Source organism: Cupriavidus sp. 291-E7 (genome assembly GCF_057798835.1).
This window is the reverse complement of record NZ_JBYOJV010000014.1, coordinates 46,583-59,350: the sequence shown is the minus strand read 5'-3', so window position 1 is coordinate 59,350 and position 12,768 is coordinate 46,583. Positions and strand designations below refer to the sequence as shown.

Annotated in this window: 13 protein-coding genes; 7 read left to right on the top strand and 6 right to left on the bottom strand. The window is 64.2% G+C overall.

What is annotated here, in order from left to right:
* Nucleotide 1 precedes the first annotated feature (1 nt).
* The 6 genes from AC3FLX_RS22915 to AC3FLX_RS22890 all read left to right on the top strand — a co-directional run bounded on the left by AC3FLX_RS22915 (nt 2) and on the right by AC3FLX_RS22890 (nt 5,858).
* Nucleotides 2-1,018, top strand: coding sequence for a Bug family tripartite tricarboxylate transporter substrate binding protein (locus AC3FLX_RS22915; RefSeq protein WP_488699621.1), 1,017 nt, complete (start codon nt 2-4; stop codon nt 1,016-1,018).
* Between the two features lie 28 nt (nt 1,019-1,046).
* Nucleotides 1,047-2,090: an Ldh family oxidoreductase gene (locus tag AC3FLX_RS22910; protein ID WP_488699620.1), complete on the top strand. Its 1,044-nt coding sequence runs from the start codon at nt 1,047-1,049 to the stop codon at nt 2,088-2,090.
* 38 nt (nt 2,091-2,128) lie between these two features.
* Complete coding sequence (locus AC3FLX_RS22905; protein ID WP_488699619.1) at nt 2,129-3,097, top strand: Bug family tripartite tricarboxylate transporter substrate binding protein; 969 nt, start codon at nt 2,129-2,131, stop codon at nt 3,095-3,097.
* Nucleotides 3,098-3,100: 3 nt separating this feature from the next.
* Nucleotides 3,101-3,865 (top strand): MBL fold metallo-hydrolase, encoded by a 765-nt coding sequence (locus AC3FLX_RS22900; RefSeq protein WP_488699618.1) that lies wholly within the window; start codon nt 3,101-3,103, stop codon nt 3,863-3,865.
* A 57-nt stretch (nt 3,866-3,922) separates the two neighbouring features.
* On the top strand, nt 3,923-4,660 hold the full coding sequence (locus AC3FLX_RS22895; RefSeq protein WP_488699617.1) for an ABC transporter substrate-binding protein: 738 nt from the start codon (nt 3,923-3,925) through the stop codon (nt 4,658-4,660).
* Between the two features lie 145 nt (nt 4,661-4,805).
* Nucleotides 4,806-5,858: a porin gene (locus AC3FLX_RS22890; protein ID WP_488699616.1), complete on the top strand. Its 1,053-nt coding sequence runs from the start codon at nt 4,806-4,808 to the stop codon at nt 5,856-5,858.
* Nucleotides 5,859-5,950: 92 nt separating this feature from the next.
* On the opposite strand, the gene AC3FLX_RS22885 is transcribed toward AC3FLX_RS22890, so the two are convergent.
* The 4 genes from AC3FLX_RS22885 to AC3FLX_RS22870 are packed head-to-tail and all read right to left on the bottom strand — an operon-like array spanning nt 5,951 to nt 9,908.
* Nucleotides 5,951-6,817, bottom strand: a complete 867-nt coding sequence (locus AC3FLX_RS22885) for an amidohydrolase family protein (protein ID WP_488699615.1) — start codon at nt 6,815-6,817, stop codon at nt 5,951-5,953.
* Between the two features lie 4 nt (nt 6,818-6,821).
* Complete coding sequence (locus tag AC3FLX_RS22880) at nt 6,822-7,883, bottom strand: isocitrate/isopropylmalate dehydrogenase family protein (protein ID WP_488699614.1); 1,062 nt, start codon at nt 7,881-7,883, stop codon at nt 6,822-6,824.
* A 22-nt stretch (nt 7,884-7,905) separates the two neighbouring features.
* Nucleotides 7,906-8,916 carry a Bug family tripartite tricarboxylate transporter substrate binding protein gene (locus tag AC3FLX_RS22875; RefSeq protein ID WP_488699613.1) on the bottom strand — a complete coding sequence of 337 codons (1,011 nt, stop codon included), beginning with the start codon at nt 8,914-8,916 and terminating at the stop codon, nt 7,906-7,908.
* Between the two features lie 17 nt (nt 8,917-8,933).
* A complete protein-coding gene (locus tag AC3FLX_RS22870) occupies nt 8,934-9,908 on the bottom strand; it encodes a tripartite tricarboxylate transporter substrate binding protein (RefSeq protein ID WP_488699612.1) in 975 nt (324 codons plus the stop codon).
* Between the two features lie 125 nt (nt 9,909-10,033).
* Here AC3FLX_RS22870 and AC3FLX_RS22865 point away from each other — a divergent pair, with 125 nt between their 5' ends.
* Nucleotides 10,034-10,987, top strand: a complete 954-nt coding sequence (locus AC3FLX_RS22865; protein WP_488699611.1) for a LysR family transcriptional regulator — start codon at nt 10,034-10,036, stop codon at nt 10,985-10,987.
* 217 nt (nt 10,988-11,204) lie between these two features.
* On the opposite strand, the gene AC3FLX_RS22860 is transcribed toward AC3FLX_RS22865, so the two are convergent.
* Both AC3FLX_RS22860 and AC3FLX_RS22855 read right to left on the bottom strand, forming a co-directional pair.
* A complete protein-coding gene (locus AC3FLX_RS22860; RefSeq protein ID WP_488699610.1) occupies nt 11,205-11,357 on the bottom strand; it encodes a hypothetical protein in 153 nt (50 codons plus the stop codon).
* A gap of 33 nt (nt 11,358-11,390) precedes the next feature.
* Nucleotides 11,391-12,581, bottom strand: a complete 1,191-nt coding sequence (locus AC3FLX_RS22855) for a DUF4382 domain-containing protein (RefSeq protein WP_488699609.1) — start codon at nt 12,579-12,581, stop codon at nt 11,391-11,393.
* Nucleotides 12,582-12,768 lie beyond the last annotated feature (187 nt).

Sequence of the window (12,768 nt, the reverse complement as noted above, 5' to 3'; positions counted from 1 at the left end):
CATGTTCCGAGATTCCGATGGCCGTCCGGCGATGAGCCGGAGCCGCAAGCTGCTGCTGGCATTGACGTCCTGCGCAGGTCTTGTCGCCGGTGTAGCGACGCCGGCGGTGGCGCAGACCTGGACCCCAACCCGGCCAATCCGCCTGATCGTCCCGTACGGCCCGGGCGGCAGTTCCGACGTGATCGCGCGCGTGTTGGCCGCTGAAATGTCCAAGGGACTCGGCCAGCAGATTGTCGTCGACAACAAAGGGGGCGGGCAGGGCGTGATCGCCATGCAGGATGCCGCGCGTGCGGAGCCGGACGGCTACACGATGGTGCTGGGCCATGTCGGCACGCTCGCGGTCAATCCGGCCATGATGAACAAGTTGCCGTATGACCCGGAAAAGGACTTCGTACCCGTAACGCTGCTGGCCAAGGTGCCGATGGTGTTCGCGGTGGGGCCGAGTGTGCGTGCCGCCAACCTGACGGCGTTCCTCGCCCAGGCCAAGGCCAAACCGGGTGCGATGACCTATGGCTCCGCGGGGAACGGCAGCGCCGGCAACCTCGCGTTCGAAATGCTCAAGGTCACCGCGCACGTCGATCTCGTCCACGTCCCTTACAAGGGCACCGGCGCGCAGATGACGGACCTGCTGGCGGGCAACATCGATGCCGCCTCGGCCGGTCTGCCGGGCTTCCTGTCCCATGTGAAGGCAGGCAAGCTGCGCATCCTCGCGGTGGGCTCCGCCCAGCGGCTCCCGGCAATTCCCGATGTGCCCACCGTGGCGGAGCAGGGCTATGCGGGCTTTGAAAGCTCGCAGTGGTTCGGCTTCATGGTGCCGGCGCGCACGCCCGCCAACGTGGTGGCACGCCTGCATGCCGAAGCCGTGAAGGCGCTCGCGGCACCCGCCGTGCGCCAGCGGCTGGAGGAAGACTCAAGCACGCCCGTAGGCGATGGCTCGCAGGCGTTTGCGCGCTTCATCCATAGCGAACAGCAGCGCTGGGGCGCCGTCGTGCGCAGCGCGCATCTGAAAGCCAACTGATTTCCTGTCACTTCTACCCGATCCACTCATGCAAGCAAATCGCGTCATCCTGTCTGAAGCAGAACTTCGTCAACTTGGCAGCCGCGCCTTCCAGGCGCTCGGTCTGCCCGCCGCCGATGCGGAAGAAGTGGTCAACGTCCTGGTCATCGCGGACCTGTTCGGGCTTAGCACGCACGGCCTTTCGCGCATCGAGTCTTACGGCGATCGCCTGCAGGTGGGCGGCATTGCGGCCAAGGCCAACATCACCGCCGAGCGCGTGGCGCCGGCACTGGTCAAGATCGACGGTGCCAACGCGGTAGGCCCGCTCGCCGGCATGCGCGGCCTGCGCGCGGCGATGGAGGTGGCGAGCGAATGCGGCATTGGCATGGCACTGGTGCGCGGCAGCAACCACTTTGGCCCGATCTCGCCGTACAGCCTGATCGCCGCCGAGAACGGCTTCGCCAGCATGATCGGCAGCAACGCGACCACCACCATCGCTCCCTGGGGCGGCAGCGATGCGCGCCTGGGCAACAGCCCGCTCGGCTTTGGCGTGCCCGGCCATGATGGACGCCATTTCCTGCTCGACATGGCCATGAGCGTGGTGGCGCGCGCCAAGATCCGCAATGCGCTGAAGGCCGGCGAGTCGATCCCCAACACCTGGGCCACCGATGCGCAGGGGCGCGAGACCACCGATCCGCGTGCCGCGCTTGACGGCTTTCTGCTGCCGATCGGCGGCCACAAGGGCTATGGCCTGGCGCTGCTGGTGGACCTGTTCGCTGGCCTGCTGTCCGATGCCGCCTACCTCACGCATGTGAAGTCGTGGGTCGACGCGCCTGACGAGCCGCAGAACCTCGGCCACTTCTTCATCCTGATCGATACGCGCCGCCTTGGCTCCGCCCAATGGCTGGCTGGCCGCATGAAGGACTTTGCCGCGATCCTGCATGGCAGCGCACCGGCCGAAGCCGGCAAGGCCGTGATCGTGCCGGGCGAGATCGAACTGGACAAGATGGCGCAGCAGCGTGCGCAGGGCATTTCGCTGGACGTGGCGACCGTGGAATTGCTCAAGCAACACGCGGCCAAGCTGGGCGCCTGAGCTTGCAGTCCATCCATAACGATAAACAGGGGACACGCATGCGCTGCAAGATTGCTGCCATCACATTGCTGCTTTCCACCGCCGCGGGCACGGCGCTGGCCCAACCGTGGCCGGCCCGGCCGATCCGCATGGTGGTGCCGTATGCCGCCGGCGGCGCCGCCGACATTACCGCGCGCATCATCGGCCACAAGATGACGGAGACGCTGGGCGTGGCGGTCGTCGTCGAAAATCGTGGCGGCGCCAACGGTGGCATTGGCACCGACTTCGTTGCCAAGTCCGCGCCCGATGGCTATACGCTGCTGCTCGTGGCCAGCGGGCCGATCGTGGTCAATCCGTCGCTGTACCAGAAGGTGCCGTACGACCCGATCAAGGACCTGGCGCCGGTGAGCCAGATCACGAGCTATCAATACGCACTCGTGGTGGCCGCCAACTCGCCCATCAAGAGCGTGCCGGACCTGATCAAGCGCGCCAAGGCCAGCCCGGGCAAGCTCAGCTATGGGTCCACCGGCATCGGCGGTGGCGGTCATCTGGCGGGCGAGCAGCTCGGCACCATGACCGGCACCAGTCTCACCCACGTGCCATACAAGGGCAGTGCGCCCGCGCTGGCCGATCTGCTTGGCGGACAGCTATCGTTCACGTTCGATACCGTCGTCACCGCGACGCCGCAGATTGCCGGCGGCAAGCTGCGTGCGTTCGCAGTCTCCGGAATGAAGCGCGCGAGCGCGTTGCCGCAACTGCCGACCATGAATGAACTCGGCTACAAGGGCTTCGATATCACGCAGTTCCAGGGGCTGTTCGTCCCAGCCAAGACAGATCCCGCAATCATCGAGCGGCTGCATCAGGCCGTGGTGCAGGCGCTCAGGCAGCCCGACGTAATCCGGCGCCTGGGCACCGAGGGCGGCAACGAACTCGTCGGCAGCTCGCCTGCCGAATTCGCCAAACTGATCAAGTCGGATTCAGCGATGTACAGCAAGCTGATCAAGGACGCCAACGTCAAACCGGAGTAATCCATGTATCAAGTCGATGTCCTGATCCAGGGCTTCCCTGGCCGTGCCATTTGTCATGGCGGTCTTGGATGGAGCACCGTGACGCTGCTGCGCGGCAATGGACGCACCATCCTCGTGGATGTGGGCGCGTTCGGCGTGCGCCGGCATCTCCAGCACCAACTGGAGGCGCACGGCGTCAAGGCGGCCGATATCACCGACGTCGTGCTCACTCACGCGCACTATGACCATGCGGTGAACTACATCCTGTTCCCGCGTGCGAAGGTGTGGATCGGTGCCGACGAGCTGCGCTGGGCCGCGGCCCAGCCGCCGGGTTTCAATCCACTGCCCGAGCTTTACGTGCGTGCGCTGGACACCGGCGAGCACGTGCACCGCGTGCAGGCCGATACCGAATTCCTGCCCGGCCTGCGTGCGATTGCCGCGCCCGGCCACACACCCGGTCATCTGCTGTTCTATCTGTCCGCCAATGACATTCCGGTGCTGTTCACCGGCGACGCGGCGAAGAATCGCGCCGAGCTGCTGAGTGGCCGTGTCGATGCCAGCGAAAGCCACGCGGACAGCGAGCGTTCATTGCAAACCATCTGGCGCTGGTGGCGCGAGGTACCCGGCACGATCTTGATCCCGGGCCACGACCTGAGCATGCGGCTGGATAACCACGGGCAACCGGAGTACATCGGCAAGCGGGCCGCTGCAATTGCTGCCTGGTTCTCCGAAAGCCTGTCGCAAGTTACCCATCTCGATCTGACGGGTGCGCCATCTCACGCTGGGTAAGCGCGACCCCTTCCTCCCTTCGTTCCTTCATTCATTCAGGCAGGAGTCTCGAATCTCATGACCGCCATCGATCGCCAGCTCGTCGCCGAACTGGCTCCTACAGGCGTGCTGCGCGCGTCTATCAACGTTGGTAATCCGATCCTCGCAAACCTGGGCGCCGATGGTCAGCCGTTTGGCGTCTCGATCGACCTTGCGCGCGAATTCGCGCGCCGCGTTGGTGTGGACGTCCAACTCGTCGTTTTCGATTCGGCAGGCAAGTCCGTTGACGCCGTGACCAACGAGCAGGCCGACTTCGGCTTCTTCGCGGTCGATCCGGTGCGTGGCGCCGGCATTTCGTTCACGGCCCCTTACGTGTTGATCGAGGGCGCGTACCTGGTGCGCGAGGACTCGCCGTTGCGCGACAACGCCGAGGTCGATCAGCCCGGCCTGCGAGTGACGGTAGGCAAGGGCAGCGCCTATGACCTGTATCTCACGCGCGAACTCAAGCAGGCCGAGATCGTACGCGCGTCCACATCACCGGCCGTGGTCGATACGTTCCTGGAGCAGAACCTGGACGTAGCCGCTGGCGTGCGTCAGCAACTGGAGGCCGATGCCAAACGTGTGCCGCAGCTGCGCCTGCTGCCGGGCCGCTTCATGGTGATCCAGCAGGCAATGGGGTTGCCCAAGGCCCGCAACGCCGCGGCTGTCGAGCTACTGCGCGGATTCGTCGAGGACATGAAGGCCAGTGGTTTCGTTGCGGCCGCGCTCAAGCGGCATGGCATCGAGGGTGCCTCGGTGGCGCCAGCGCAGTCGTAATTTCCCGCTCGGCTACTCACCTGTAGCCCCCCCGATCCGTAGTACCGCCTTCACGCCGCCAGTCGGCGTGGGGGCCGCTTTTTGCCGGAAATCCGGCAAGTTTGTCCATCCGGACCATCAAAACCAAGAAGAGGAGGAGTCCAATATGCGCATGCGTTCCAATTGCCGGAAGCGATGGCTGGCACCGGTTGCGCTGGCGTGCATCAGTGCTTCGGCAAATGCTCAATCCAGTGTCACCCTGTGGGGCATTCTCGATGCCGGCGTCCGTTATTCGACGAATGCCAATCCTGCCAGGAACGGCAAGTTCGAATTGTCCGAAGGCCCCGTGTTCGGTTCGCGCGTGGGTATCAAGGGCGAGGAAGCGCTCGGCGGCGGCAACACCGCGTTCTTCGAACTGGAGAGCGGCATCGACATGGGGACGGGTGCTTCGCTGCAGCCTAGCGCAAGCGCTGGCTATACGCAGCAGTCCACCAATGGTCAGGGGCGCCTGTTCGGCCGGCAAGCCTTTGTCGGGATCGATACGAATTTTGGGGCGATCTCATTCGGCCGCCAGTACTCGGTGGGCTACCAGGCGATGGCCGTAACCCAGCCCTTCGGCAATCCGAACCTCGACAACCTGATCATCGTTGCCAACTACACCGGTAACCGGCAAGACAACGCAGTCAAGTACGAGGTCAAGCTGGGCGATTTCCGCGTGTCGGCTGACTACGCCTTCGGCGAAACGCCTGGCGATACGCGCGCCAATTCTGGTGGCGGCGTCGCACTGAGCTATAACTCGGGAAATGCCAGCGCGGCAGCCACGGTCGTCAGCCTCAACAGCGCCGACGGCAAGGAAACACGCAATGTCTATGGCGTCGGTGGCGGCTATACCCTTGGCCTGTTCAAGGCCACGCTGGGCTATCTCGGCGTGCGTTACCGCACCCAGGACACGCGCAACGATGTGGTGATCGCCGGCCTGACGTACAACCCCAACTCGCCGTGGCGTTTCGGCATCGGCGGCTTCCATGACTGGCAGCGCGACAAGAGCGGCGACCGTACCGCGCTGTACAGCATCGTCGACTACCGCTTCTCGAAGCGGACCACCGCGTATCTGGAAGTGGACTACAACCGCATCACCGGTGCCTATACGCTGATCAAGTCGCAAGGCGCGGTGGGGAACAAGTTCGGCAGCACGCTGGGTCTGCGCCACAGCTTCTGAAGATTTCTGACGATTTCTGAAGTGCCGAGGGCGGAAGCCCTCTCCCGCAGTACGGGAGAGGGCTGAGGTGAGGGCAACAGCGCCTGCGCGACTCAGAAGCCGTACAGACGGGCGGGATTCTCCACCAGCACCTGCTGCCGCAACGATGCCGTCGGCAGCCACTCTCCAATCCCGTGTATCAACGCATCCTCGGGAAATTTTCGATAGGTGCTTTCCTCATGCGCGGCCTTGCCAGCATCGCGCGCCGTATGCGGCCAGTCGCTGCCCCAGAGCATGCGTTCCGGCGCGGCCTGCACGAAGGTGCGCGCCCATGCCGATACCTGTTCCCGATCGGGATGCCCCGAAGCCGCAAGGCGATAGGGCGCCGACAGCTTGACGTATGCATTGCCGTCACGGAGCAACGCAAGCAGTGGCGTGATGCGTGGATCGTCCTGTGCAGTGGTGGCCGGCACCATCGCGAAGTGGTCGAGCACCACCGGCACTGGCAGCGTGGCCAGGCGTTCGGCAAGCGAGGCGATGACATCAAGCGCCGCATAGACCTGCAGATGCCAGCCAAGCGGTGCGATGCGCTCGCTCCAGTTCAGCAGCACGCTGTGCGCGGCGTCGGCATTGCGGGCGCCCGCGCTTTCCAGATTGACACGAAGGCCGCGCACACCGCGCCGATGCAGTGCTCGCAGCGAGCCGTCATCGGCGCTCTCGTCCAGCACCGCCACGCCACGGCCCGCGCCATCGAGCCGGTCGAGGCTGTCGAGCATGCAGCGGTTATCGGTGCCATAGACGCTGGGCTGAACGATGACCACACGCTGCAGGCCATTGCGCGCCAGATGCGCGAGCAGGTCTTCATGCGATGCCAGCGCCGGTGTGTAGTGGCGATCGGCGACCATCGGATAGGTCGCGCGATCACCGATCACATGGGTGTGGCAGTCGCACGCGGCGGCGGGAAAATCGACGGCGGTCATGGCATCAGCCCTGCAGCAGTCGCTGGGCGCAGGCACGGCCGGTTTCGGCGGTGCCCAGACGGCCACCCACATCGCGCGTGGCTTCGCCCGCCTCGATCGTGTGGACCGTTGCGGCGTCGATTGCACGCGCTGCGTTGATGAATGCCGGCAGGTTGTTGCGCTGGCCGTGCCAGCTCAGCAGTTGCGAGGCGGACAGGATCAGCGAGAACGGGTTGGCGATATTCTGGCCCGCGATGTCCGGCGCCGATCCATGCGCCGCCTGGCCCATCGCGTGGTCGCGCCCGGCATTGAGCGAACCGCCCAGGCCGAGGCTGCCCGAGAGTTCTGCGGTCAGGTCGGACAGGATGTCGCCGAACATGTTGGTCGTGACGATCACGTCGAAGCGGCTCGGCGCGCGCACTACGTGCGCCATCATTGCATCGACGATAAAGTCGTCGACGCGCACCTCGGGGAATTCGCGCGCCACCTGATGGCACATGTCCAGGAACATGCCGTCACCGATCTTGAGCACGTTGGCCTTGTGCACGAGCGTCACGTGCCGATCGCGCGTCATTGCGAGTTCGAAGGCGGTACGTGCGATGCGCTCGCAGCATTGCCGCGTGATCCGGCGCAGCGATACCACCACGTCTTGCGTGATCAGCATCTCGCTGCCACCCGATTCGACGTTGCGGTCCGCATAAAAGCCTTCGGTGTTCTCGCGTACGACGATCAGGTCGAACGGTCCGACCTTGTTGTCGAGCCCTGGGTAGGTGCGCGACGGGCGGATGTTGGCGTAGAGATCGAGTTCCTTGCGAAAGAACTTGGACGGATTGATCTCGCCCTTCGCTTCGTCCTTGAAGTCGTAGGTGGCCATCGGTCCGAGCATCAGGCCATCGGCGGCCTTGACCTTTTCGAGCAGCGCGGGTGTCACGGTCGCGCCGTGGCGGCGCAGGCTCTCGTGACCGGCGACGTCGTGTTCGAAAGTCAGGTCAAGACCGAAGCGCGACGAGGCGGCCTCGAGCACTTCAAGCGTGGCGGACATGGTTTCGGGGCCAATGCCATCACCGGGGAGAACGACGATTTTCATGAGGGTACCTTGGAGAGATGCGTTATTCGATATATGCGCCGGTGACCTTCACCAACTGCGCGAACTTCTGGATTTCCGCACGCACGAAGCTGTCGAAGCGTGCCGGCGTGAGCGGTTCAACGGCGCTGCCGTCGGTTTCGAAACGTGCGCGGATCTCGGGTTCGACGATGATCCTGTTGATCTCCGCATTCAGGCGGGCGACCACCGAATCGGGCGTGCTGTGCGGCGCGAAGTAGCCGCCCCACAGGCTGAAATCGAAGCCGGGCAGCACGGTCTCGGCCACGGTGGGCACGTTCGGCAGCGCGGCCATGCGCTTGGGCGATGCCACCGCAAGCGGCTTGATCTTGCCGCCCTTCAGATGCGGCATGATGGCCGAGGCGCTGGAGAAGAAGAACTGCACCTGGCCGCCCATCAGATCCGTAATGGCCTGGCCGGCTCCCTTGTATGGCACGTGCACCATTTCGGTCTTGGTGCCGATGGCCAGTGCCGCGGCGGCGAGGTGACCCGGCGTGGCGGTACCCGACGACCCGTACGACACGCTTCCCGGTTTGCGCCGCGCGAACTGCAGCAGCTCGTTGAGGGTGTTGTATGGGCTGTTGGCCGGTGCCGCCATGATCAGCGGCGCGTTACCGGCCAGCGCGACGGGACGGAAGTCTTTCAGCGTGTCGTAGCCGGGTGCCTTCATCGCCGAGCCGTTGACCGCGATCTCACCAGTCTGGCCGAGCAGCAGCGTATAGCCGTCGGCCTTCGCGCGCGCGGCCAGACGGGTCCCCAGCGCACCGCTGGCGCCTGGCCGGTTGTCGACGACGTTGGGCTGGCCCAGCACGCGCGACAGTTTCTCGCCGATCAGGCGCGCGAACACGTCGCCCTGGCCACCGGGTGCATAGGGCACGATCACCGTGATCGGCTTGGCGGGATAGTCAGCCGCCCAGCCGTTGCCCAGCATGCCGGTGGCAGCCACGGCAGCGCCCGCGCGGAGGAATTGCCTGCGATCCATCGATGCGGGAAGGATGATGGGGGTGGCGATATTCAATGCTTGTCTCCTGATAATCAATGCAACTGCATGGCCGGGTTGCTGGTGACGCCACGCCACAGCATCAGCTCCTTGTTCAACGCTTCTCCGAACGCAGCCGGGGTCAACCGCACCGCCGCGGCGCCTTCCTGCACGAGCCGGCCCTTGACGGGTTCGGCCGCGGCGGAATCATTGACGGCACGATTGAGCGCGTCGATGACCGCGGGCGGTGTCTTTGCCGGCGCGAGCACACCCCACCAGGTACTGATATCGAGGCCGGGCACGCCAGCCTCGGCCAGCGTCGGCACATTCGGGAATAGCGGCGAACGCTGCGCCGTGGTGACGGCGAGCACGGGCACCTTGCCGGCGCGGACATAGGACAGGATGGTCGGCACGGTGGCGAAGAAGACATCGATGCGGCCAGCCAGCAGTTCCACGGTGGCCGGGCCGCTGCCCTTGAACGGCACGTGAGTCATATTGAGGCCGGTCTTCTGACGGAACATTTCGCCGGAAAGATGGTTGATGCTGCCATTGCCGGCCGAACAGAAATTGAGACCTTCGGGCCGCGCCCTGGCGGCGGCAATCAGTTGCGCCACGTTCTGCGCGCCAAGCTGTTTCGACGTGACCACGAGCAGCGGTCCATGTCCGATCATCGCTACTGGCGCGAAATCCTTGATCGGATCGTAGGGCAGCTTCGGCTCGATGGCCGCGTTGGTGGCGAACGTGGACGTGGCGAACAGCAGCGTATAGCCGTCCGGTTTTGCCTTCGCCACGTAGTCGGCGCCGAGTGCGCCGCCGGCGCCGCCGCGATTGTCGACGACCACGGGCTGATGCAACCGGTCGGCCATATTCTTGGCAATGTCGCGCGCGATGCTGTCAGTGCCGCCGCCGGCCGCGAACGGTACGACCAGTGTGATTGGCCGGGAAGGGTAGTCGGTTTGCGCCGCGGCAAGCAGCGGAAGGGCCGCCAGGGCGGCGATGGCGGCCAGTGTTCCGCGAACGGACAAGGGCATGGGTTGTCTCCGTTTTTCTGATCTATGACAGGCGCCGGAAAACCATTCCGGGCTGCGCGGCAATGATCGGTCAACCCGATTTTGTTGTAAATTGCAAATATCGTATCAATTGATGCCGAAACCGGATGAATTTCGATCTTGCCGATTTGCGCGCCTTCGTAGCCGTGGCCGACCTGGGTAGTTTTCGCGCGGCCTCGGTTGCGCTTCATCTTTCGCAGCCGGCGTTGTCGCGGCGTGTGGACAAGCTTGAGCAGGCGCTGGGCTTCCGCCTGTTCGAGCGGACCACGCGCAAGGTCGAGCTAAATGCAATGGGCCGCAGCTTCATTCCGAAGGCGCGCCACGTGATAAACGAACTCGAGAGCGCGCTGCTGGGGATGATGGACCTGTCCGATCGCCTGTACGGCCAGGTCTCGATTGCCTGCATCCCATCGGCTGTAGGGAATTTTCTCGCCGATGTCGTGCAGGAGTTTCACCGGCAGTTCCCGCGAATTCATGTGCGACTGATCGACGAAACAGCGGCGGAGATCCTGCTTGCGGTGGCGCGCTCGGAAGCGGACTTCGGCGTCAGCTACCTTGGCACGCAGGAGCCTGACCTTGAGTTCGAGCCGCTGGTCGAGGAAGCATTCGTGCTGGCCTGCCGGCCCGAGCATCCGCTCGCGCGCCGCAAACAAGTCAGATGGGCGGAGCTGGCCGAGTACGAGTGCGTGACGCTGGCGCCCGGCAGCGGCAACCGGATGCTGATCGACCAGGCGCTGTCGGCCTCGGCCGCACGGCCAAAATGGACGTGCGAGGTGCGCCACGTGCCCGCGCTGGTAAGCCTGATCGTTGCGGGCATCGGCGTGGGCGCGGTGCCACGCTTCGCGGTGTCGGGCGGGATGAACCAGCCGACCCATCTGGTCAGCGTGCCACTGGTGGAGCCGGAAATCGTCCGCACGATCGGCGTGACCAAGCGCCGGGGCCGCCCATTGACACCGGCCGCGCAGGCGTTTCACGATCTGCTGGTGGCGTCATACGGTAATCGACCCACGGAGCGGAAGGCCCGCAAGCGGTCGGGTGAGGGCAGTCGCGGGAAAAGCTGAATCTTGTACCCGGCAAGATTCATCACCGCCGCGCGCTACTGACTTATCGACGAATCGATGAATCAGTTCCACGATGGGCCTTGCGGACTTCCCGGTCGATACAGGGCGTGTTACGAATGGTTGCACTGAAACACGCGCTTCTCGTTTGCACTTGCAATTGCGCAAAGAAAAAAGGCCGACCCAGAGGGTCGGCCTTGGTCTATTGCAACGGACGTAGTCAGCAGTTGCCCTTCTTCGCCTGGCCCGGCGGGCAGTAGTTGTTGCCCGGTCCGCCTTGCGGACGAGCTGCCGGACCTGGGTCGGGTACGTAGTAAGCGCAGCCACCGAGCAGCGTGGCGCCAAGGGTAATCATGACGAGAATGGTTTTCATGGTCGGCAGGGGCTGAAGCCCCTTTTTCGCTGGTTAGAAATTGAAGTTCACGCCGCTCTGGCTTCCGCCAGACACGTTCGCTGCGCTGGTCTGCGTCGCGCCGGACGCGCTGGTTGCCTGCACCGAATACTGTCCGGCAACCGAGGTAGCGGACAGGGCAATCGGCAGCGCCGGGCTGTATGTGCCGATCAGCGGCGCCGCGGCCGGCAGCGCCAGCGAATACGCGCCCGTATCGAGCCTGGCGTTCGTCGAGGCAATCTCGTACGACAGCGAACTGATGGTCTGCAGCGCGCGTACCGATGCCTGCGCCGATGCCGTGGCGGTACCAGAAACGGAGTTGGTCGCGGAGGTGGGTAGGGTGATGGGAGCGGCCGACGTCGATACCGTGGTCGTCGCACTCGCCGTCACCGGCACGGCACGGATAATGCCAGTCGCATGGCCGGATGGCAGCTTGTTGTCGACCACCACTACGTCATAGGTGCCGCCGGTGCTGCTCTGGACGAGCGGCGTCAGGACGAACTGGCCGTTTGCATCGGCCACCGTGCCGCGAATGATCTGGCCATTCTGCTCCGCGTAGACCGTGGCGCCGGCCTGCGCGGCAGGCACGAATCCGGAGATTGTGCCGCTGACGGTCAAAAGCGTGGCGGTTACCACCGGCTTCAGGCTGTACGATCCATTGCCCTGCTGAACAATCGACTTGCATGCATTGAAGTCCAGAATCAGGTCGACCAGCGTGTTCGCGGGTACCGTAAATGGCTGAATGATCTTGAACCCGCTCTGGGTGGCGCTTGGCGTGGCCAGCGGCACTTCGTTCGTCGTGCCCGAGACGACCACGGAGTTGGCCAGGGTATTGCCCTGGTTCGCATTCAGGACCAGGCGTACCTGCTGATACTGGCCGGCCGGCAGAGGCGCACGGCCAATGTCGAACAGAACACCGTTCGTGAGCGAGAGCAGATCGACTTTTTGCGGCGTCGGCAGTGCGATGTCCGTCCAGCCACTGTCGTTGTCACCGGCATTGCTGCTGCTGTTCACCCGCACCTTGTTGACCGTGACAAAGACGTGATCGAAGCCGCAGGACGGGACATCGGTCATGGCCACGTGTAGCGTGCCATTAGTCTGAGTGTTGTCGCTGCCGCCGTCACCGCCACCGCATGCAACGACAATAAAAGGTACCGGCAAGACGGCGATTATTTTCTTTAGATTTAGATGGGTTCTAGTTTTCATGTCCGCCTCTCCTCAGGGCTCGATTGTGCATGCAGCATAGGGGAGGCGAGTTCGCAACAACTCGGCGGCATTGAAACCATCTGTAACGAGAATGAAACAGCTTTGCTTGCTGTTAAACGGGCTACGAAGACCGCGAAGTAGCCCGCCCCCCTCGCTGAATAAGGCGGCTTTGGTTCAGAAGGTGGAA